The following is a 21,464-nucleotide window of genomic DNA, read 5'->3' on the forward strand; positions in this document are numbered from 1 at the left end:
AGACAAGCCATGAACCAGGTCCAGACTGACAGCCGCCCCGCCGCCATCACGGTCGGCACCGACAACCGGCCCATCCCGCGCGAGACGCAGCTCGCGGCCTATAACGCCGCCTTCATCGAGCTGGGCCTGCGTTTCCGCTGGGACGCCGAGATGTATGAATGGCTGTGCGGCATCGAATGCGAAAAGGCCCGCGTCGCCCGCTACATTGAAGAGCACCACGCCCACCTGCTCGCCGCTTATGATGCGGCCTTCCTCAGCGGGCTGATCTTCGAGAAAAAGAACGAGTACCTGCGCGCGGTCGGCCATCTCAACTGAGCACTCCGATCGGTTACAGGCGAGGCGCTTTGGCGGCCTCGCCTTTTTATTGCGGTGCGAACTGCCGACTCGACATTGGCATCGACATTGGCTTTGGCGTTCGCGGCGGCGCTCACGCAGCGGCATCTTCCACTGTCCGCCGGATCAGCCGCTTGATCCGGGGACGAGGCTTCTGCGCCGCAAGCCAAAGGTCATGGGCCATCTGCATGCCACTCCACATCTCGCGGCTTGCCCCCAGCGCGTCTTCGAGCCTGATGCAATGTCAGGTGTAATCGAAGAGTGTCCGTTGAGGATACGCGAAAGCGTTGCCCGCGTTACGCCGATATGCGCGGCAAACGCCGTGATGGTCATGTCGTCCACGCCTTCAAGCCAGTCGCCCAGGACGGTTCCGGGGTGCGGCGGGTTGTGCATGCGATTCATGATGCGGTCCTTCAGTGGTAGTCCTGGTAGTCCACGACGATGGCATCTCTTCCCTCGAACCTGAATGTCAGCCGCCAGTGGCCATTGACAACGACGGACCAATGGCCAGCCAGGTCGCCACATAGCGGATGCAAGCGCCCAGCCAGGAACAGCCATGTCTTCAGGCCGGATGGCCTGATCCAATGCACCGAGTTGCCTGCGCAGCCGATCCGCGTGATGCGGTTGAAGCAGCGCCTTATCGCATAGGCACCGAGCGCTCGTGACGATAGCCCGCTGGGCTACGCCCTGCAATGAGATTGCTTCGCTTGCCGCGCCGGACCAGGGTTGACCACCACATCGACACCGGTCATCACCGGCACCCGATCCGCGGCGGCCGTCATGCGCGCGCAGCCCACTTTGGTGACGGCATGAAATTCGCTTGCCATGACGGTGTCGCCGCCATACGGGCGCTTCCGCAGCGGCCAGCGCAGGCATGTGCCGCACCGCTGCCACCACATGGAACCTACTCGCCACCACTTCCGCACAGACATGCCGGCCGGTGAAGCCGCCGGCACCGGGCAGCACTTCCCGGCGGATGCGTCGACCATCCTGCGCCGCGCGGCGATTTCCGGGACCTGCGCCAGCCTGGTCTCCACCGGCATGCTCGCCCGTGGCGGCACCGTCGATTGCGGCAGTGCGTTCGCGCCGGTCAATGCGGTCAGCCACTGGATCTGGGGCGAACGCGCCATGCATGCCAACCGGCCGTCGGTCCGGCATACCATGCTGGGCTACGTCATCCATCATGCGATGTCGGTGTTCTGGGCCGTGTTCTATGAAACCGCGGTGGCACGGCATCATGCGCGCGGCGCCGCGGGCACCCTGGCGCTTGGCGGTCTTGGCGTGGCAGCCCTTGCCTGCCTGGTGGACCTGACGTGTACGCCGCACCGCCTGACGCCTGGCTTCGAGCGGCGCCTGTCGCCGCGCATGCTGACGCTGGTCTACCTGGCTTTCGGGCTGGCCCTGCCGCTGGGATCGCTGCTGGTGCGGCACACAGCGCGCAAAGGGTGAGCCCGCAGCGCGCGCAAAGCGCGCGGCGGAGACGATGCGGGGTATGCCGGGGAAAGTCAGTCGACGGAAGTCAGCGGTTTCGACAACGCGCAACGGCATTGCCGACGCCAAGGCGGTACGGAGCGAAATGCAGGAAGCGGCCGGCAAGCCGGCCGCCGGGATGCAGCGATATCAGGCCTGTTCCTTGACCTGAGTTTCCAGTTCGACCAGCCGCTTCTTCAGCGCCCGCTCTTCCTGGAAGCGCACGGTTTCATCGCGGATTATGGCGACGATGCCGGTGATGGCCCCCGCGTCATCCTTGAGCAGCGCCACGGTAAAGGCGATCGACAGAGACTTGCCGTCCTTGTCGACCGCGGGCACCTTGAGCAGGTCATGGCCGTAGCGCGTGATGCCGGTGGCCATGGTCTTGTCATAGCCCTCCCAATGGCGCCCGCGCAGCCGCTCGGGAATGATCAGGTCGAGCGACTGGCCCATGGCCTCGGCCTGGGTGTAGCCGAACATGCGCTCGGCGGCGGGGTTCCACAGCGTGATGGCGCCCTTGGCGTCCGAGATGATGATGGCGTCGCCGATGGCGGACACCAGCTGCGCGTAGTCGATGGGTTCTGGCATGGGAACTCCCTCTCTGTCGGTCATTGCCGGTTGGGGTATGTAGCCATCAAGGTAGCGCGGCACGGGGCAGCGCTGCAAGCGAAAACGCCGGGGCGGCGCAGTTGGCGCGGCCCCGGCGTACGCCCCGGCACATGCGCCGGGCGGGCGGCGTCAGATCACCTGGGACTCGCGCAGGCGCTTGATGTCGTCCGCACCGTAGCCCAGGCCGGCCAGCACTTCTTCGCTATGCTCGCCCAGCAGCGGCGAACCCGTGATTTCCGGCTTGAGGTCGGAGAACTTGATCGGGCTGCCCACCGTCAGGTAAGTGCCGCGCTCCTTGTGCGGCACCTCGGTGATGCTGCCGCTGGCGCGCAGCGACGGATCGGCGGCGATCTCCTTCATCGACAGCACCGGCGAGCACGGGATGTCATGCTTGCGCAGGATGTCAACCGCCTCGTACTTGGTCTTGTCGGCGAGCCAGTCCTCGATGGTCTTGAAGATATCGAAGATATGCGGCTGGCGTGCCTTGGCGGTGCTGTAGTTGGGATCGTCGATCCATTCCGGCTTGCCCAGCGCCTTGCAGATCGGCTCCCAGGCGTGGCCCTGGATGGTGAAGTAGATATAGGCGTTGGGGTCGGTCTCCCAGCCCTTGCACTTCAGCACCCAGCCCGGCTGGCCGCCACCGCCCGCGTTGCCGCCGCGCGGCACCACGTCGCTGAACGAGCCGTGCGGATACTGCGGGTACTCTTCCAGGTAGCCCAGGCGGTCCAGGCGCTGCTGGTCGCGCAGCTTGACGCGGCACAGGTTCAGCACGGCGTCCTGCATCGACACGGCCACCTTCTGGCCCTTGCCGGTCTTGTCGCGGCCGATCAGCGCGGTCAGGATGCCGATGGCCAGGTGCATGCCGGTGTTGGAATCGCCCAGCGCCGCGGCGGACACCGTCGGCGGGCCGTCCCAGAAGCCGGTGGTCGAGGCCGCGCCGCCCGCGCACTGCGCCACGTTCTCATAGACCTTCAGGTCTTCATAGTGGTGGCCGTCGCTGAAGCCCTTGACCGAAGCCACGATCATCTTCGGGTTCAGCTCGTTGATGCGCTCCCACGAGAAACCCATGCGATCCAGCGCGCCCGGGCCAAAGTTCTCGACCAGCACGTCCGACTCGCGGATCAGCTGTTCCAGGATCTTCTTGCCTTCCGGCTTCTTCGTATCCAGCGTGAGCGAACGCTTGTTGCTGTTGAGCATGGTGAAGTACAGCGCGTCGACATCGGGGATGTCGCGCAGCTGCGTGCGCGTAACATCGCCGGAACCGGGGCGTTCCACCTTGATGACGTCTGCGCCGAACCACGCCAGCAGCTGCGTGCACGCGGGACCGGCCTGGACGTGCGTGAAGTCGATGATCTTGATGCCGTTGAGTGGGAGGTTCACTTTCGTCTCCTATTGGATTAGGGGGTGAAATTCGGATCGATTACTTCTTGGCCGAGCTTTGCGGATTCAGGTTGGTCAGGCGACCGCTTTCGGTGCCGGCAGCGGGGTCGATGACGGCGTTGACCAGCGTGGGCTTGCCCGACCGCAGCGCTTCGTTCACCGCGGCTTCGAGTTCCGCCGGCGTGGTAACGTTGGCGCCGACGCCACCGAACGCTTCCATCATCTTGTCGTAGCGCGCACCCGGCACGAAGGTCGTGACCGCCGGGTCCTTGCCGCCGGTCGGATTCTTGTCGATGCCCTTGTAGACGCCGTTGTTGTTGAAGATGACGATGCAAACCGGCAGGTTGTAGCGGCAGATCGTCTCGACTTCCATGCCCGAGAAACCGAACGCACTGTCACCGCACAGCGCCAGCACCGGCTTGCTGGTCTCGACCGCCGCGGCGACCGCGTAGCCCATGCCCACGCCCATCACGCCCCAGGTACCCACGTCCAGGCGCTTGCGCGGCTCGTACATGTCGATCACGGCACGGGCGTAGTCCAGCGTGTTGGCGCCTTCGTTGACGAACGAGATGCCCGGGTTCGCCTTGACCACATCCTTCAGCACGCTCAGCGCGCCGTGGAAATTCATCGGCGCGGCATCCCTGGACTTGGCCAGGGTCTCGGCCATCTTCGCCAGGTTCTTGTCCTTGCGCTCATCCACCGCGTTCAGCCACTCGGCGGGCGGCCTCGCGAAGTCGTTGCCGACCTTGCCGAGGATCGCCGACACGCACGAACCGATGTCACCCACCACCGGCGCGGCGATGGCGACGTTGCTGTCCATCTCGGTCGGCGCGATGTCGATCTGGATGAATTGCTTCGGGCCACCCCAGGTCTTGCCCTTCCCGTGCGACAGCAGCCAGTTCAGGCGGGCGCCGACCAGCATCACCACGTCGGCTTCAGCCAGCACGTACGAGCGCGCGGCCGAGGCCGATTGCGGGTGCGTATCGGGCAGCAGGCCCTTGGCCATCGACATCGGCAGGTACGGAATGCCGGTCTTCTCGACCAGCGCGCGGATATCCGCTTCGGCGCGTGCGTACGCGGCACCCTTGCCCAGCAGGATCAGCGGGCGCTTGGCGCCCTTCAGCAGCGCGACGGCACGGTCGACCGAGTCCGGCGCAGGCAGTTGGCGCGGGGCCGGATCCACCACCTTGATCAGCGACTTGCGGCCCTTCTCGGCTTCCATCGACTGGCCCAGCAGCCTGGCCGGCAGGTCCAGGTACACACCGCCCGGACGGCCCGACACGGCGGCACGAATGGCACGCGCGACACCGACACCGATGTCCTCGGCGTGCAGCACGCGGAAGGCGGCCTTGGCGTGCGGACGGGCGATGGCCAGCTGGTCCATCTCTTCGTAGTCGCCCTGCTGCAAATCGACGATCTCGCGCTCGCTCGAGCCGCTGATCAGGATCATCGGGAAGCAGTTGGTGGTCGCATGCGCCAGTGCCGTCAGCCCGTTCAGGAAGCCCGGCGCAGACACGGTCAGGCAAACGCCCGGCTTCTGGGTGAGAAAGCCGGCAATCGCTGCCGCGTTGCCTGCATTCTGCTCGTGACGGAAGCTGATGACGCGCATGCCGTTGGCCTGCGCCAGCCGAGCCAGATCGGTCACCGGAATGCCGGGCAGGCCGTAGATGTTTTCAATGCCGTTCAGCTTGAGCGCGTCGATGACCAGATGAAAACCATCGGTCTGTGCCTGATGTTCTTCCGCGGCGTGACGCTGCAGCTCGTTTCCAACTTCTGCCATGGTTGCTTCCTTCTATACGATTTGACTGGGGTTGGATTTCTTCTACTTCAGGGGGTCTGCCGCGGTGGTGTCTCGGCCCGCTTCGCTACGACTTCGGACATGCTTGGTCTCCTCGTTGAACTCGTGTTCGTGGTGCGCGGGGACTATCCCCTTGATTCAACCTCTGCCGGTTCGTTCAACCGGTCTTGATGACATACGGTATGTGATATATCAGAGAACAGCAAGCTCTTTTCCTACTCTGCGACGAACTTTCGTCAGTGCACCGCAGCAAACCAGCTTCTATCTGCGCTCAAATCGGCACAACTCCTTAATCTGTGGGAATCATTCTCCCTTTGCACAGATGCAGGAGTTCAATTCGCAAGCGAATAGCCTGCGACTTCCAGTCAATAGATATATTACATACAACGTTTTGAGGGGCTTTAAGGCCTTCTGAAATGACTTGCGGGATCCTCAACTTCTCATGCCTGCCCCTGCTCCCGGAACAGGAACGTCAGGCCCACAGCGGCGCCTGGCTTTGTTGCAGCATGAATCTGTGGATTGATGCTAACTGAGGCTTAATTAGTCTTGGCTTAAAGTTTCTTATCGTATCTATTCATGACCGTTTATATATCGCGGAACTGGCATGAATTTGGGTGCAGGGATGGCATCGTGGACCACCGGTGGCATCCCCGCCCGTGGAAAACCCCTACGCCGGCGTTTCCTCCAGCTGTCGCAGCAGCGCGTCGACACTGCCCTTGGCGTCGCCAAACCACATCCGCGTGTTGTCCTTGTAGAACAACGGATTGTCGACCCCCGCGTAGCCCGCTGCCATGCTGCGCTTGGACACCACCACGGTCTTGGCCTTCCACACCTCTAGCACCGGCATGCCGGCAATCGGACTGGCAGGGTCCTCCAGCGCACCCGGGTTAACGATGTCGTTGGCGCCGACCACCAGCACCACGTCGGCTTTCTCGAAGTCGTCGTTGATCTCTTCCATTTCCAGCACGATGTCGTACGGCACGCGCGCCTCGGCCAGCAGGACGTTCATGTGCCCCGGCAAGCGGCCGGCCACCGGGTGGATGCCGAAGCGGACGTTGACGCCCTGCGCACGCAACCGCCGCGCGATCTCGCTGATGGTGCCCTGCGCCTGCGCCACCGCCATGCCGTAGCCGGGCACGATGATGACCTCGTTGGCATCCTTGAGCAGGCTGCTGACTTCCTCGCTCGATACCGGCAGCACCTCGCCCTGCTCCGCCGCCGCGCCCTGCGCCTGCACCGCGCCGAAGCCGCCCAGGATCACCGACAGGAACTTGCGGTTCATGGCCTTGCACATGATGTAGCTGAGGATGGCGCCGCTCGACCCCACCAGCGCGCCGGTGATGATCAGCAGGTCGTTGCCCAGCATGAAGCCGGTCGCCGCGGCCGCCCAGCCGGAGTAGCTGTTCAGCATCGACACCACTACCGGCATGTCGGCGCCGCCGATGGCCAGCACCAGGTGCGCGCCGACCAGCAGCGCGATCACCGTCATCGCTGCCAGCGGCACCAGCCCCTGCTGCACATCCGGCGCGCTGAGGAAGGCATAGCCCAGCCACACGCACACCGCCAGCGCCCCGGCATTGAGTACGTGGCGGCCCGGCAGCAGCATCGGCTTGCCGCCCATGGTGCCTTGCAGCTTGAGGAAGGCGATGATCGAGCCGGTAAAGGTGACCGCGCCGATCAGGATGCCGAGGTAGGTCTCGACCTCATGGATCGCCTTCTCCGCGCCGGCCAGCGTGGTCGGCTCCAGGTAGTTGGCGTAGCCGACCAGCACCGCGGCCAGCCCGACGAAGCTGTGCAGCACCGCCACCAGCTGCGGCATCTGCGTCATCTCCACGCGTTTGGCCAGCACCGCGCCGGCGATGCCGCCCGCCAGCATCGCGCCGATGATGATGGGAACGCCGTCGGGCGTGCCGGCCAGCACGGTGGTCACCACCGCGATCACCATGCCGGCGATGCCGAGCAGGTTGCCGCGTTTGGCGGTGGCAGGATGGCTCAGCCCGCTCAGGCTGAGGATGAACAGCGCGCTGGCGCCAAGGTAAGCGATATTGCTGATGCCGGAAGGCATGGCTCGGTCTCCTTTGCCTTTGTATTCAGTCGCGCTGGAACATCTTCAGCATGCGCTGCGTGACCAGGAAGCCGCCGGCGATGTTGATGGTCGCAACCAGCACCGCGCAGCCCGCGATCACCGCCGTCAGCAGCGACGGCTTGCCCAGCTGCACCAGCGCCCCCACCACGATGATCCCGCTGATGGCATTGGTCACGCTCATCAGCGGCGTGTGCAGCGCGGCGGTGACGTTCCACACCACCTGGTAGCCGACGAAGATCGCCAGCACGAACACGGTGAAGTGCGCCATGAACGCGGGCGGCGCCACTGCCCCGAGGGCGAGCAGGGCAATCGCCGCCAGCCCCAGCGCGACCAGCGTCACCCCGGTGCGGTTGCGCGGCGGGGGGGCTTCCGCCTCCACCGGCGGCGACGCGGCCGGCGCCTGCTGCTGCGGTATCGCCACCGTCAGCGGCGGCGGCGGCCAGGTCACCGCGCCCTGGTGCTGCACCGTGGCGCCGCGGATCATCTCGTCGTCCATGTTGACCACGAGCTGGCCGTCCTTGCCCGGCGTCAGCTCGGTCAGCAGGTGGCGGATATTGGTGGCGTAGAGCTGGCTCGACTGCGCCGCCATCCGGCTCGGCAGGTCGGTATAGCCGATGATGGTCACGCCACCGCGGCGCACGCTTTCGCCCGGCACGGTGAGTACGCAGTTGCCGCCCTGCTCGGCGGCCAGGTCAACCACCACGCTGCCGGCACGCATGAGCCCGACCGTCCCCGCTTCCAGCAGCTTCGGCGCCGGCTTGCCGGGGATCAGCGCGGTGGTGACGATGATGTCGACTTCGCGCGCCTGCTCGGCAAAGAGGCGCATCTCCGCCTCGATGAAGGCGGGGCTCATCTCCTTGGCGTAGCCGCCGCTGCCGCTGCCGTCTTCTTCGATCTCGACGGTCAGGAATTCGGCGCCCAGGCTCTCGATCTGCTGGCGCACCACCGGGCGCGTGTCGAAGGCGCGCACCACCGCGCCCAGGCTGCGCGCCGCGCCGATCGCCGCCAGCCCCGCCACGCCCGCGCCGATCACCAGCACGCGCGCCGGCGGGATCTTGCCCGCGGCGGTGATCTGCCCGGCAAAGGGCCGGCCGAAGGCATGCGCGGCCTCGATCACCGCGCGGTAGCCCGCCATATTGGCCATGGAGCTGAGCGCATCCAGCTTCTGCGCGCGAGAGATGCGCGGCACGCAATCCATCGCCAGCACCGTGGCGCCGCGCTGCGCCAGCCGCTCCAGCATCGGCATCTGCTGCGCCGGCCAGACAAAGCCGATCAGCGTGGCATGCTTCTTCAGCAGCGCCGCCTCTTCCACGCCCAGGCTGGGGTGGACCTGCGGCGGGCGCACCTTGACCACCACGTCGACCGACGCCCACAGGCTTGCCGCATCGACGATGGCGGCGCCGGCGGCGCGGTAGTCGTCGTCCGAGAACGAAGCCTCCTGGCCCGCGCCGGTCTCTACCGCGACCTGGTAGCCGAGCTTGAGCAGTTCCTTGACCGAGTCCGGGGTGGCGGCAACGCGCCGCTCGCCCGGGTGGACCTCGCGGGGCACACCGATCGTCATTGGCATGGCATTCACCGTATCGAGTTTTGGGTTGGGTCGCGCTCAGCCGCGCACGTGGTTGACCAGCGAGCCGATGCCCGCGATCGACACCTCCACCACGGCGCCGTCTTTCATCGAACCCACGCCCAGCGAGGTGCCGACGGCAATCACGTCACCGGGCATCAGCGTCAGGTCTTGCGAAATGCGGCTGACCTGCTCTTCCGGCGAGAAGATCATGTCCGACAGCGGATAGTTCTGCCGCTCTACGCCGTCGAGCCGCGTGACTACGCTGGCGGCGCGCCAGTCAAAGCCGGTGACGATGGCCGGGCCGACGCAGCCGAAGGTGTCGAAACCCTTGGCGCGCGTCCATTGCGGGAAATTGGGATCGGCGGCGATCAGCTCGGCCGCGGTCACGTCGTTGACGATGGTGTAGCCGAAGATATGGTCGCCGGCCTCCGACACCGGCACATTGCGCGCCTTCTTGCCGATGACGATGCCAAGCTCGCCCTCGTAGACGATCTTGCCGTCGTAGCTCTTGGGGCGCTGCACGGCGTCGTTAGGGCCGGCCAGCGACGATGCCGGCTTGATCAGGAACAGCGGGTGCGTCGGCACCGGCTTTTCCAGCTTGCGGGCGAGCGCGTGGAAGTTGTTCCACAGCGCCACCACCTTGCCGGGCTGGCATGGCGCGACCAGCGTCAGCGCGGCGCGCTCGTGCACGGCGCCGGTGGGCGCGGGATGGTTGAAACCGTCGCTATCGTATTCGACCACGCGATTCTGGTCAGGGCCATCGAGACGGCCATGGCCGATGCTGCCGTCGGCGCGGCGAAAGCGTATCCAGATTTGCACGGCAATGCTCCTTGCGCAGGCAAAGGCGGGCCTGCCTGCGCCGATATCGGTTGCAGGATCTTGTAAAGGGAAATGGGAATGAGATCAGGGCTGGCGCGTCCGCCCGTCGTTCCCGCGCAGGCGGGAACCCAGTGACTTCAAGAGACGTCGCTGGATTCCCGCCCACGTGCCCCGGGGGGTATGCGCGGGAATGACATCGGTACGCTCACACACCCGCTCCCGGGCTACCGCCTCATACCGCCCCGGCCAGCTTCATCGCCGCGATCTGCGCGGGCGTGCGGCCCAGCCATTCGAGGATCTCGTCGGTATGCTCGCCCAGCAGCGGCGAGCGCTCCACCTCCACCGGCGATGCCGACATCGTGATCGGGCAGCCCAGCTGCACGTAGTTGCCGCGCTGAGGATGCTCCAGCTCGACCAGGTAGCCGCGCTGGTACAGCGACTGGTCCTCGATCAGGTCCTTCATCGACAGGATCGGTCCGCACGGCACATCCACCTCGTTGAGCGCGGCCATCACGTCGAACTTGCTGACCTTGCTGGTCCATTTCTCGATCACGGCGAAGCAGTCGGCCAGGTGCTTGAGGCGCGCTTCGGGCGTGGCGTAGTCCGGGTTGGTGATCAGGTCCTCGCGGCCGCACAGGCGCATCAGCGGTTCCCAGCCCTGCGGCTGGATGATGACGTAGACGTAGTCATTGGGGCCGCCCGGTGCGCAGCGCAGCGCCGCGCCCGGCTGGCCGCCGCCCGAGGCATTGCCGGCGCGCGGCACGTGGTCGCCGAACTCCTGGTTCGGGTACTCGCGCAGCGGGCCGTTGTCCAGGCGCTGCTGGTCGCGCAGCTTGACGCGGCACAGGTTCAACACCGCATCCTGCATCGCCACCTCCACGCGCTGCCCGCGGCCGGTATGCTCGCGCTGCAGCAGCGCGGCCAGGATGCCGACCACGCAATGGATGCCGGTGCCCGAGTCGCCGATCTGCGCGCCGGTCACGGTCGGCACGCCTTCGGCATCGCCGGTGGTCGAGGCCGAGCCGCCCATGCACTGCGCCACGTTTTCATACGCCTTGCAGTCGGCGTACGGCCCCGGGCCGAAGCCCTTGATCGACGCATAGACCAGCCGCGGATTCAGGTCCTGCAGGTGCTCCCAGTCGAAGCCGGCGCGCGCCAGCACGCCGGGCCCGAAGTTTTCGATCAGCACGTCGCTGCGCTGTACCAGGTCTTCGAGCAGCGCCTTGCCTTCGGGCGTCTTCATGTTCAGCGTCAGGCTGCGCTTGTTGGAGTTGAGCATGGTGAAGTACAGGCTGTCGGCGTTGGGCACGTCGCGCAGCTGGCTGCGGGTAATGTCGCCGCGGCCGGGCATCTCCACCTTGATCACGTCCGCGCCCAGCCACGCCATCAGCTGCGTGGCCGACGGGCCTGCCTGGACGTGGGTCATGTCCAGGATGCGAACACCTTGCAGTGCCTTGGTTTCCATTGCGAAAGTCTCCTTTTAACCGCTGATTTTGTAGCTCTTGATGACATACGGTATGTGATATATCAGAAGAGAGCAAGAGGAGATTGGCAGTCGCAGCAGAAATATCGACGATGCGCCGCAGCATAAGCAGAAAAAGAGACGCTTAGTGCGGGCGATGCCGCAGACATCGGCACTGGATTCTCACATTGATATATCACATACCATCTGGCGAAATGCATCGATGCCTGCACAAAACAAAAACGGCGGACCGAAGTCCGCCGTTTTGCCCTGCCCTGCTCGCCTCAGTCGAGGAAGTCGCAGTGCTTCTCCACGTAGTCCGCCAGGTCCAGCGAATGCTGCCGCACCAGCCGCTCGGCCAGTTCGGTATCGCGCTTCTCCAGCGCCTCGATGATGCGCAGGTGATCCACGATCGACCTTGCCGCCCGGTCGCTCTGCGAGATCGTCATCTTCCGGATCGCGCGCACATGGATAAAGATATTGCGGATCGTGTCCATGATGATCTGCGACCTGGACAGCTGCACGATTGCCTGGTGGAACGCGATATTGGCGTCGGAATACTCCTCGATATGTTCCGCCGGCGTCGAATCGCGGAAGCTGTCGAACATGCGTCGCAGCTGGGCGATTTCCTGGTCGGTGGCATTCTGCGTGGCAAGGCGCGCCGCCATGCTCTCCAGCGCCGCCCACATCTGGATCATCTCGACGATCTCGCGCTTGGTCTTGCGCATGATGTAGATGCCCCGGCGCGGCACGGTGCGCAGGAAGCCTTCCTGCTCCAGCAGTGTCATGGCTTCGCGGATCGGCGTGCGGCTGACGCCCATGGCTTCGCTCAGCACTCGTTCGTCGAGCCGGATCTCGTCGTGCGACTGGTAGATATCGGCGTCGGCAATGGCCTGCCGCAACATGGCATAGGCCTGGTCGCGCAGGCTCGCGCCGGCGTTGATCGGTTGCACTGACAAGGTCAGCCCGTTGGGCTGGACGATGGATTGTGGTTGCGCAGACATGGAATATGCTCGTGTGAGACCGGTGGCGCGGCGGCCGGAATGGCTGCCCGCCACATTTCCGCACAGCTTAGCAAAACGCCCGACTCATTACGAAAATGCATCAAGCAATACGTTGCGGTCATGCATCGGCACCGTCAGCGTGCGCGGTCTGTCGTATATGGTATATCACAATCGTCTTGCCATTTCTTGCCCAGAAGCGGGCCAGGCGCAACATGGGCGCCGCCCGCTCGGGGCGGGAGGGCCAGACCGGAGCCGCTCCCGTCACCAGCCAACGCCAGCGGTTACGCCGCGAGCTTGGCCATCGAGTCGCGCTGCTTGATCAAACCCAGCACGGCGTCGCACATCGGCGTCGGCTGCCCGACCAGCCGGCCCATTTCCTGCACCACCGTGAGCAGCGGATCGATTTCCATGGCGCGCCCCGCCTCCAGGTCCTGCAGCATCGAGGTCTTGTGCGCCCCAACCGCTCCCGCCCCGTCGATGCGCCGCTCCACGTCGACGCGGAACTTGACCCCGAAGCGCTCGGCAATGCCCTGCGCCTCCACCATCATCTGGCGCGACAGCGCGCGCGTGGCCGGGTCCGAGGTAATGACATCGAGCGTGGCATGGGTCAGCGCGCTGATCGGGTTGAAGCAAAGGTTGCCCCACAGCTTCAGCCAGATCTCGTCGCGGATGTTGTCGCGCACCGGCGCCTCCAGGTCGGCCGCCATCATCATTTCGCTGAGCCGGGTCACGCGGGCCGAACGGCTGCCATCCGGCTCGCCCAGCGGGAATTTCTTGCCATACACATGCTTGATCACGCCGGGCGCGATGATTTCGGCAGCCGGATAGACCACGCAGCCGATCGCGCGCTCCGGCCCGAAGCCGCGCCATTGCCGGCCGCCCGGGTCGACACTTTCCAGCGTCGATCCCGCCAGCTCGCCGCCGTGCTTGTAGAAATACCAGTAAGGAATGCCATTGACGCCGGTCACGATCGCGGTTTCCGGACCCAGCAGCGGCTGGATCAGGTCTACCACGCCCGGCACCGAATGCGCCTTAAGCGTAATGAAGACGTAGTCCTGCGGCCCCAGTTCGCGCGGATCGCTGGTGCAGCGCACTCGCGCCGCGCGCTCCTCGCCGTCGATCAGCAGCCGCACGCCGTGTTCCTGCATCGCCGCCAGGTGCGGGCCGCGCGCGACGAAGCTGACATCGGCCCCCGCGCGCGCAAGCTGCGCCCCGACATAGCCGCCGATGGCGCCCGCGCCGTAGATACACACTTTCATTTGCTGTCTCCTTGATGGCTCGATTGGATTTTTTGATATATCACATACTATATTCCACTAAGCCGCAAAACAACCTTTATCTTTGCGGACACATTTAGGCAAGCGGCGCTGCGCTAACATGAAGCTTCGTGCGCCTGGAACGATGCCCGGGCGCCGGTTGCTTACCAACACCGGAGCCCACTGATGGAATCGTCGCTGGCTTTGCTGCAGGACCCCGCCGCCTGGGCGGCTCTGGCCACGCTGGTGGCCATGGAAATCGTGCTGGGGATCGATAACCTGATCTTCATTTCGATCCTGACCAACAAGCTGCCCGCAGAGATGCGCGAGAAGGCGCGCAAGGTCGGCATCAGCCTGGCGCTGCTGATGCGCCTTGGCTTGCTGGCCACCATCGCCGTCATCGTCAAGCTGACCGAACCGGTCTTCACGATCCTTGGCCAGGGGCTGTCGTGGCGCGACATGATCCTCATCGCCGGCGGCGCCTTCCTGGTATGGAAGGCCACCCGAGAGATCCATCACCACGTCACCGCCGGCGAGGAAGGCGAACACAATGGCACCGGCAAGGTGGCGCACAGCTTTGCCGCCGCGATTGGCCAGATCCTGGTGCTCGACCTGGTGTTCTCGATCGACAGCATCATCACCGCGGTTGGCATGACCGAGCATGTCCAGATCATGTTCGTAGCGGTGATCGCCGCTGTGATGGCGATGCTGTTCGCCGCCACGCCGCTGGCCAACTTTATCAACCGCAACCCGACCATTGTGATGCTGGCGCTGGCCTTCCTGATGATGATCGGCATGACGCTGATCGCCGAAGGGCTCGGCACGCATGTGCCGAAGGGCTACATCTATACGGCGATGGCGTTCTCGGCCGCGGTGGAAGGGCTGAACATGCTGGCGCGGCAGCGGCGCCACGCGCGGCGCGCGCGCGGCGAAGCCCACTGAGCGTCAGGCGGCACAATGTGAATCTTGTGCCGCAGCAGGCTGTAACAGACGGTGTCCGAACTTTTCCCGGGAAACGCCGTCTTTTAGAGTTCTGCTCAACCCTCGGACAAGAAAAGGACGCTTTCGCCACATGATGAACCGCCGAACCCTGCTGGTCTCCGCCACCGCCTCAGCCGCCCTGGCCGCGCTGGGCATTACCCCACCGGTGCTGGCGGCCAGCCGGATCAAGCTCGGCGAGGCGCAGCCGTTCGGCTTCGACGCCCTGATCGAGCGGGCGCGCGCGCTGGCTGCCAAGCCCTATGCGCCCCCGCCCTCGCCGCCTGCGGACGTGCTGTCGCGCATCGACTACGATGCCCACGGCAAGATCCGGTTCCGCACCGACGATGCGCTGTTTGCCAACGGCCCGGGCCAGTTCCCCGTCACCTTCTTCCACCTCGGCACCTACTTCCGCACCCCGGTGCGCATGCATGTGATCGAGCGCGCCAAGGGCGGCGGCGGGCGCGCGCGCGAGATCGTCTATGACGATGCCTACTTCGACATGCCGGCCGACAGCCCCGCGCACAAGCTGCCGCCCGGCAGCGGCTTCGCGGGCTTCCGTTTCCAGGAAAGCCGCCTCAGCGACCAGAAGACGCGCGACTGGCGCAAGAACGACTGGGTCGCCTTCCTGGGCGCCTCCTACTTCCGCGCCATCGGCGACCTGTACCAGTACGGGCTGTCGGCGCGCGGCATCGCCATCGACGTGGCCGAGGCCGGGAAGCCCGAGGAATTCCCCGCCTTCACCCATTTCTGGTTCGAGACCCCGGAAGGCAACGGCGATACCGTCACGGTCTACGCCCTGCTCGACGGCCCCAGCATCTCCGGCGCCTACCGCTTCGTGATGCAGCGCGCCAAGGCCGTGATCATGGACGTGGAATGCGCGCTGTTCCTGCGCAAGGACGTCGCGCGGCTGGGACTGGCACCGCTGACCTCGATGTACTGGTTCTCGGAAAGCATCAAGGGCATCACCGACTGGCGCCCGGAAGTCCACGACTCCGACGGCCTGGCCATCTGGAACGGCGCCGGCGAGCATATCTGGCGCCCGCTCAACAACCCGCCCCAGACCACGGCATCGGCATTCTCCGACGACAACCCCAAGGGTTTCGGCCTGCTGCAGCGCGACCGCCTGTTCGACCACTACCAGGACGGCGTCAACTACGAACGCCGCCCGAGTCTGTGGGTCGAGCCGCGCGACGGCTGGGGTGCGGGTGCCGTGCAACTGGTCGAGCTGCGCACCGACGACGAGATCCACGACAACATCGTCGCCATGTGGGTGCCCAAGGCGCCCGCCAAGGCCGGCGCCACCTACCGCCTGCGCTACCGCCTGCACTGGCAGGCCGACGAACCGAACCCGTCGCCGCTGGCGCGCTGCGTGGCCACGCGCCTGGGCAACGGCGGCCAGCCCGGCCAGCCGCGGCCCAAGGGCGTGCGCAAGTTCATGGTCGAGTTCAAGGGCGCGCCGCTGGAAAAGCTGCCGTTCGGCGTCAAGCCCGAAGCCGTGCTGACCGCTTCGCGCGGCACCTTCTCCTATGTCTTCACCGAAGCCGTGCCCAACAACGTGCCCGGCCACTGGCGCGCCCAGTTCGACCTGACCACCGATGGCAAGGGGCCGGTCGACATCCGCCTGTTCCTGCGCCTGGACGGCAAGCCGCTGTCCGAGACATGGCTGTACCAGTACCACCCGCCCCAGGCGTAAGCCTCCGTTGTAAGCCCCAGTCAAAAGCCCGCCCCCGGCGCAGCCGCCAGCCGGCGCCGCTTTGCAGGATATTGCGGCGCCGTGATGTCAGGCGCGCTTGAGCGGGTATGATGGCTGGCTACGACAGTCAAACCGCACCAGCCAGCCTCACATGATTTCTCAAGAGTTTGCCGGTGCCGCCGAAGGCGGCCAGGCTGCATCGCTCCCGCGCTCGGAGCGTGCCTACCAGCAACTGCGCGCCGCCATCCAGGCGGGGCAGCTATCTCCCGGCACCCGGCTGCGCGAAGTGGAACTGGCGGAATCGCTGGGCTTGTCGCGCACCCCGGTGCGCGAAGCGCTGTCGCGGCTGGAATCGGAAGGCCTGGTGGTCAACGAGCCCAACCGGGGCATGATGGTGACGCAGCTCGACGCCAGCATGGTCAGCGAGCTGTACGTGATGCGCGAGGTGCTGGAAGGCACCGCCGCGGCGCTGGCCGCACGCCATGCCACCGATGTGGAGATTTCGCTGCTGCGCGATATCGTCGAGCGCGACCTCGCGTTCGCCGACGATCCGGACCGGCTCGCGCAGAACAACCGGCTGTTCCACGAAACCCTGCACCGCTGCGCCCACAACCGCTACCTGCTGAAGAACCTGCGCTCGCTGCACGAATCGATGGCGCTGCTGGGGCGCACCACGCTGGCGGTGCCCGGCCGCGCGCGCAGCTCCTATGAAGAGCACACCGCCCTGGTCGAAGCGCTGGAAAAGCGTGATCCGGCGCAGGCCGAGCAGATTGCCCGGCGCCATATCCAGCAGGCCTACAAGGTGAGGCTGTCGCTTTGGATCCAGGAGCAGTCCGGCAGCTGAGCTTGCGGGCCAGGGCGCTTCAGGCAGCCGCCTGCGCCCGCGCCGTGCGCAGTGTGCCGACGCTCAGCACCGCCAGGGCAAGCAGGATCAGCACCACCGCGTACAGCGTCTGCGGCGCGATCACCTCGCCGCCCAGCCAGGCGCCCATCGCCAGCGCCACCGGCGGATTGACGTAGACATAGCTCGTCGACAGCGTCTGGCCGACCGTCGCCACCAGGTACATATAGGCAGAGAACGCCACCAGCGAGCCCGCCACCACCAGGTAGACCCAGGCCCAGCCGGCCTGCGCGCTGATCGACCCCAGCGACACCGGCCATGGCTCCTGCCGCAGCGCCGACAGCACCATCAGCACCACCCCGCCGATCAGCATCTCCGCGGCAAAGGCCGCCGCGCCCTGCGGCAGTTCGAGCCGGCGCACCAGCTGCGAGCCGAACGACCAGCTCGCCACCGCCAGCATCAGCGCCACCACGCCACCCGCGCTGACGCGGAATTCCGCCCCCGCGGTCAGCACCACGATGCCCGCGCTGCCGATCGCAATCGCCACATACTCGTACCACTTGGGGCGCTGGCCGAAGCAGGCCGCCCAGATCAGCGCAAAGATCGGCATCGAGCCGATCATTACCGTGGTCGCGCCCGACGAGATGGTCTGCTCGGCCATCGCGGTCAATCCCATGCCGCCTACCAGCAGGAACAGCGCCGGCACCGCGCAGTTGCGCAGCTGCCGCCACGACGGCATCGGCGTGCCGCGCCACGCCAGCCAGGCGGCCAGCAGCAGGCCCGCGCATAGAAAGCGCGTACCCGTCATGAACAGCGGCGGAAAGCTCTCCAGCGTAAAGCGGATCGCCAGATAGGTCGTACCCCAGACCACGTAAGTGATCAGCAGGCACACAAGGACAAGCGGGGGCATGGTCGCGGACGGTTCTGCAAAGGCATCCAAGATAGCCTTTGGCCGCGCCACGACAAAACGAAAAGGTCTGGCAAGCCTTGTCAGAGTTGCTCACAAGGCACGTCGACCTGCCTTGCGTAAAGCGAGCAGGCAAAACAAAACCGGCCGCGTCTTGCCCGTGGCGGGCGCGCGTCTGGCCGGTTCTACAACGCAGCCACCAGGGCCGCGGGTACTGCGATACCGCTGGAAACTGCTTAGCCGTTGGCGTAGACGACCTTGGCCTTGCGGGCTTGCGACTGCAGGCGCGCGATGACTTCCTGCACCGCGGCGATGGCGCGCTTGGCGTCATGCACGAAGCCCAGGCTTTGCTTGCCGAGCTCGCGCTCGATGAGGTCGCGTTCCAGTTGATCGGTCAGCTTGATATCGGATTGGGTGTTCATGGCTTCCTTCCTTGCTTGTTGCTGCGGGATTACCCTCATGGGGTTTTCCCGAATTGTAGCAAAGGAATTGTCGCAACGCAGCATTAGGTAATAGTGCGTATGCGGGAAAGCAACGGCACAACGGAGGCGGCCGCCCGCAGGCGGCCTTTTTGGACACACTGGGCTAGCCAAGTCACCAAAAAGACTGGCGCATGCTTTACCGGTCACCCATCGACCGAGGGACTGCCACCCGTTGCTCCCACAGCGGAGAACGCGCCTTATCATCCAGACACATAGACCTGAAGTGACGAGGTGTGACTGCCGCGGCAACGGCAGTCCGCGACTCGGCCAACGGAGCAGATTGCGATGTCAGGCGACCTGGTGATTCGGAACATGACGCGCGCCGAGCTTGATCAACTGATCGGCTGGGCGGCAACCGAGGGGTGGAACCCCGGCCTTCACGACGCGGCGCTGTTCTGGGCCACGGACCCGGATGCTTTCATCGCAGCCGAGCTGGATGGGGAGCTGATCGGCGGCGGCGCGATCACGTCCTACGGCGGCGCGTTCGGCTTTATGGGTTTCTTTATCGTCCGTCCGGCCTTTCGCGGCCGGGGACTGGGCAACGCGCTGTGGCATGCGCGCCGAGACCGGCTGATTGCCCGCCTGCGGCCCGGAGCCACCATCGGGCTGGATGGCGTTTTCGCGATGCAGGATTACTACGCCAGGGGTGGCTTCGTTTTCTCCCATCGCAATCTGCGCTTTCGTGCCGAGGTACCGGATAGCCCGCCCCAATCGCCCCTCTCGCCGGACGCGTCGCGCCCGGATGACGTGATCGTCCCGCTGGAAGCGGTGCCCTTCGACGACGTGCTGGCATACGACCGCACGTGCTTTCCCGCCGCGCGCGAGACCTTCCTGCGCGGATGGATCCGGCAGGAGGATGGGGTTGCGCTCGGTTGTCTGCGACAGGGACGGCTGGGCGGATTCGGCGTGGTGCGCCGGTGCGGGGAAGGCTGCAAGATCGGGCCGCTGTTTGCCGACGACGCCGAAGCGGCCGAAGCGCTTTACGAACGCCTGGCCGCCTTTGCGTCGGGTGGCCCGTTGTTCCTCGATGTCCCGGAAAACCACCCCGCGGCCATGGCGCTGGCCCATCGGCACGGCATGGCGGAAGTCTTCGGCTGCGCGCGCATGTATCTGGGGCCTGCGCCGGGCCTGGTGCACAAGCGCATCTTCGGCATTACTACCTTCGAGCTGGGATGATGCAGGCACGCGACCTCGCCGGCTACGGCGGCTCCCCGCCCCATCCACGCTGGCCCGGCGGCTCGCGCGTGGCGGTGCAGTTCGTGCTGAACATCGAGGAAGGCGCGGAATCGTGCATCCTCAACGGCGATATGCGCTCCGAAGCGTACCTGCACGAACTGCCCGGACGGCCGCCGCGTGAGGCCGGGCGCGACTGGAGCGTCGAAAGCATGTACGAGTATGGAGCGCGTGCCGGCGTCTGGCGGTTGCTGGATCTGTTCGCCGAGCGCGGCCTGCCGCTGACCGCGTTCGCGGCCGGTCGCGCGCTGGAGCTCAATCCGCGGATCGGACAGGCACTGAGTGCGGCAGGACACGAGGTTGCAGGGCATGGCTATCGCTGGATCGATTATCGGGACGTCCCGGAAGATGAGGAGCGGCGCCATATCCGCCTGACCATCGCGGCAATCGAACGCACCTGCGGCAGGCGGCCGGTAGGCTGGTACACCGGGCGGGTCAGCGCCAACACGCGGCGCCTGGTCCATGAGGAAGGCGGGTTCCTTTACAGCTCGGATGCCTACAACGATGACCTGCCGTACTGGCTCTGCAGCGCCCCACCGCTGCTGGCAATCCCGTATACGCTGGTCAACAACGACGCGCGCTATCTGCTGCCTGACGGCTTTGCCTCGGGGCAAGATTTCTACCGCTCGCTGCGGGATGCATTTGACCAGTTGTGGCACGAGGGGGCGCGCGCGCCGAAGATGATGAGCGTCGGTCTGCATCCCCGCATCAGCGGCCATCCGGCGCGCGCCATGGCGCTGGCACGCTTCCTTGACGACGTACGCGGCCATGACGCCGTGTGGATCTGCCGCCGGGAAGACATCGCCAGGCACTGGCTGACCGAGCATCCGGCGTAGCGTGGCTCCTGGTCGGGCGGGCTACCGACGCGCCCTGGCAAGTGCCTGCCCCTGATCGGCTGACAAAACTGAAGGCAGACGTCCGGCTGCCTCAGTTGCAATCGGCTTCGCATTGCGGGAAAAGCGGCAGAAATTGTCAATGAATGGGCAGGTTCGGGTAGTGTCGAACGCTCCCCGCGGCGCTACGATCACCAGACATAGCGACCGCCGGCGGCCTACGTCAGCTTATTCCGTGCCGCCCTCCATCGGCTTCGACGTCCGCGACGGCGTCCTGCATGCAATCTGTGCGTGCCATCCAGGCAGCGCCCGATCCGGTGACTGCGATCGCACGCTATGTTGACAGGCTGGGCTGTGCCCGCAGCTCCATGGCCTCAACTCCACCAGACACTTCAAAACTCTCAAACCCTAAGGCGTTAAGACATGGCAATCAAGACAGTAGGCATCGTCGGTGCCGGCACCATGGGCAATGGCATCGCCCAGGCCTGCGCAGTGGCCGGCCTGAACGTGGTGATGGTCGACATCAGCGACGCCGCGGTGCAGAAGGGCGTGGCCACCGTGGCGGGCAGCCTGGACCGGCTGATCAAGAAGGAAAAGCTGACCGAGGCGCAGAAGGCCGATGCGCTGGCGCGCATCCAGGGCAGCACGTCGTATGACGACCTCAAGGCCACCGACATCGTGATCGAGGCCGCCACCGAGAACTACGACCT

Annotated in this window: 21 protein-coding genes and 1 pseudogene; 8 read left to right on the forward strand and 14 right to left on the reverse strand. The window is 65.6% G+C overall.

Translation table 11 applies throughout. The features are described from left to right. Nucleotides 1-9 precede the first annotated feature (9 nt). Nucleotides 10-315: a LysR family transcriptional regulator gene (locus IPF36_RS09675; RefSeq protein WP_133094398.1), complete on the forward strand. Its 306-nt coding sequence runs from the start codon at nucleotides 10-12 to the stop codon at nucleotides 313-315. A 144-nt stretch (nucleotides 316-459) separates the two neighbouring features. On the opposite strand, the gene IPF36_RS09680 is transcribed toward IPF36_RS09675, so the two are convergent. The 3 genes and pseudogenes from IPF36_RS09680 to IPF36_RS34585 form a co-directional block, all read right to left on the reverse strand. Then, nucleotides 460-858, reverse strand: a complete 399-nt coding sequence (locus IPF36_RS09680) for a transcriptional regulator (RefSeq protein WP_368671136.1) — start codon at nucleotides 856-858, stop codon at nucleotides 460-462. Further along, nucleotides 747-1,002, reverse strand: a pseudogene (locus IPF36_RS34580) (type II toxin-antitoxin system RelE/ParE family toxin). The gene IPF36_RS09680 and the pseudogene IPF36_RS34580 overlap by 112 nt, the downstream one beginning before the upstream one ends. A gap of 11 nt (nucleotides 1,003-1,013) precedes the next feature. Beyond that, nucleotides 1,014-1,160, reverse strand: a complete 147-nt coding sequence (locus IPF36_RS34585; protein WP_165971461.1) for a hypothetical protein — start codon at nucleotides 1,158-1,160, stop codon at nucleotides 1,014-1,016. A 70-nt stretch (nucleotides 1,161-1,230) separates the two neighbouring features. Here IPF36_RS34585 and IPF36_RS09690 point away from each other — a divergent pair, with 70 nt between their 5' ends. Continuing rightward, nucleotides 1,231-1,782 (forward strand): hypothetical protein, encoded by a 552-nt coding sequence (locus tag IPF36_RS09690; RefSeq protein WP_240745820.1) that lies wholly within the window; start codon nucleotides 1,231-1,233, stop codon nucleotides 1,780-1,782. Nucleotides 1,783-1,953: 171 nt separating this feature from the next. Here IPF36_RS09690 and IPF36_RS09695 read toward each other — a convergent pair whose 3' ends face one another. From IPF36_RS09695 to IPF36_RS09735, 9 genes are all read right to left on the reverse strand, one after another. Next, nucleotides 1,954-2,391, reverse strand: a complete 438-nt coding sequence (locus IPF36_RS09695; protein WP_133094396.1) for a PAS domain S-box protein — start codon at nucleotides 2,389-2,391, stop codon at nucleotides 1,954-1,956. A gap of 150 nt (nucleotides 2,392-2,541) precedes the next feature. Further along, nucleotides 2,542-3,792: a formyl-CoA transferase gene (gene frc / locus IPF36_RS09700; RefSeq protein ID WP_133094395.1), complete on the reverse strand. Its 1,251-nt coding sequence runs from the start codon at nucleotides 3,790-3,792 to the stop codon at nucleotides 2,542-2,544. 40 nt (nucleotides 3,793-3,832) lie between these two features. Continuing rightward, the gene (gene oxc / locus IPF36_RS09705) at nucleotides 3,833-5,572 is read right to left on the reverse strand and encodes an oxalyl-CoA decarboxylase (RefSeq protein WP_135702913.1); all 1,740 of its coding nucleotides are present in this window, start codon (nucleotides 5,570-5,572) and stop codon (nucleotides 3,833-3,835) included. A gap of 685 nt (nucleotides 5,573-6,257) precedes the next feature. Next, nucleotides 6,258-7,655: an NAD(P)(+) transhydrogenase (Re/Si-specific) subunit beta gene (locus tag IPF36_RS09710; protein WP_195427868.1), complete on the reverse strand. Its 1,398-nt coding sequence runs from the start codon at nucleotides 7,653-7,655 to the stop codon at nucleotides 6,258-6,260. Nucleotides 7,656-7,680: 25 nt separating this feature from the next. After that, complete coding sequence (locus tag IPF36_RS09715; RefSeq protein ID WP_133094392.1) at nucleotides 7,681-9,243, reverse strand: Re/Si-specific NAD(P)(+) transhydrogenase subunit alpha; 1,563 nt, start codon at nucleotides 9,241-9,243, stop codon at nucleotides 7,681-7,683. Between the two features lie 36 nt (nucleotides 9,244-9,279). Beyond that, complete coding sequence (locus IPF36_RS09720; RefSeq protein ID WP_195427869.1) at nucleotides 9,280-10,062, reverse strand: fumarylacetoacetate hydrolase family protein; 783 nt, start codon at nucleotides 10,060-10,062, stop codon at nucleotides 9,280-9,282. A 232-nt stretch (nucleotides 10,063-10,294) separates the two neighbouring features. Continuing rightward, nucleotides 10,295-11,527, reverse strand: coding sequence for a formyl-CoA transferase (frc, locus tag IPF36_RS09725; RefSeq protein WP_135702915.1), 1,233 nt, complete (start codon nucleotides 11,525-11,527; stop codon nucleotides 10,295-10,297). Between the two features lie 281 nt (nucleotides 11,528-11,808). Then, on the reverse strand, nucleotides 11,809-12,528 hold the full coding sequence (locus IPF36_RS09730; RefSeq protein ID WP_029047003.1) for a GntR family transcriptional regulator: 720 nt from the start codon (nucleotides 12,526-12,528) through the stop codon (nucleotides 11,809-11,811). 281 nt (nucleotides 12,529-12,809) lie between these two features. Beyond that, nucleotides 12,810-13,787, reverse strand: coding sequence for a 2-dehydropantoate 2-reductase (locus tag IPF36_RS09735; RefSeq protein WP_133094389.1), 978 nt, complete (start codon nucleotides 13,785-13,787; stop codon nucleotides 12,810-12,812). 183 nt (nucleotides 13,788-13,970) lie between these two features. On the opposite strand from IPF36_RS09735, the gene IPF36_RS09740 reads away from it, so the two are divergent. The 3 genes from IPF36_RS09740 to IPF36_RS09750 all read left to right on the forward strand — a co-directional run bounded on the left by IPF36_RS09740 (nucleotide 13,971) and on the right by IPF36_RS09750 (nucleotide 17,302). Then, complete coding sequence (locus IPF36_RS09740; protein WP_133094388.1) at nucleotides 13,971-14,726, forward strand: TerC family protein; 756 nt, start codon at nucleotides 13,971-13,973, stop codon at nucleotides 14,724-14,726. Nucleotides 14,727-14,856: 130 nt separating this feature from the next. Beyond that, a complete protein-coding gene (locus IPF36_RS09745) occupies nucleotides 14,857-16,458 on the forward strand; it encodes a glucan biosynthesis protein (protein WP_195427870.1) in 1,602 nt (533 codons plus the stop codon). Nucleotides 16,459-16,609: 151 nt separating this feature from the next. Next, entirely contained in the window at nucleotides 16,610-17,302 is a 693-nt protein-coding gene (locus tag IPF36_RS09750; protein WP_133094386.1) for a GntR family transcriptional regulator, read from the forward strand. A gap of 19 nt (nucleotides 17,303-17,321) precedes the next feature. Here IPF36_RS09750 and IPF36_RS09755 read toward each other — a convergent pair whose 3' ends face one another. Together IPF36_RS09755 and IPF36_RS09760 are read right to left on the reverse strand one after the other, a co-directional pair. Beyond that, nucleotides 17,322-18,209, reverse strand: coding sequence for an EamA family transporter (locus IPF36_RS09755; RefSeq protein ID WP_195427871.1), 888 nt, complete (start codon nucleotides 18,207-18,209; stop codon nucleotides 17,322-17,324). Between the two features lie 233 nt (nucleotides 18,210-18,442). After that, nucleotides 18,443-18,628 carry a hypothetical protein gene (locus IPF36_RS09760; RefSeq protein WP_135702917.1) on the reverse strand — a complete coding sequence of 62 codons (186 nt, stop codon included), beginning with the start codon at nucleotides 18,626-18,628 and terminating at the stop codon, nucleotides 18,443-18,445. Between the two features lie 345 nt (nucleotides 18,629-18,973). Here IPF36_RS09760 and IPF36_RS09765 point away from each other — a divergent pair, with 345 nt between their 5' ends. The 3 genes from IPF36_RS09765 to IPF36_RS09775 form a co-directional block, all read left to right on the forward strand. Further along, nucleotides 18,974-19,864 carry a GNAT family N-acetyltransferase gene (locus IPF36_RS09765; RefSeq protein WP_195427872.1) on the forward strand — a complete coding sequence of 297 codons (891 nt, stop codon included), beginning with the start codon at nucleotides 18,974-18,976 and terminating at the stop codon, nucleotides 19,862-19,864. After that, nucleotides 19,861-20,757, forward strand: coding sequence for a polysaccharide deacetylase family protein (locus IPF36_RS09770; RefSeq protein WP_218959532.1), 897 nt, complete (start codon nucleotides 19,861-19,863; stop codon nucleotides 20,755-20,757). The genes IPF36_RS09765 and IPF36_RS09770 overlap by 4 nt, the downstream gene beginning before the upstream one ends. A 420-nt stretch (nucleotides 20,758-21,177) precedes the next feature. Continuing rightward, nucleotides 21,178-21,464: 3-hydroxyacyl-CoA dehydrogenase NAD-binding domain-containing protein (locus IPF36_RS09775; RefSeq protein ID WP_255519726.1), on the forward strand; the 287-nt coding region annotated here is incomplete at its 3' end.

The sequence above is a fragment of the Cupriavidus sp. IK-TO18 genome (assembly GCF_015549295.1).
Classification (GTDB): Bacteria; Pseudomonadota; Gammaproteobacteria; order Burkholderiales; family Burkholderiaceae; genus Cupriavidus; species Cupriavidus oxalaticus_A.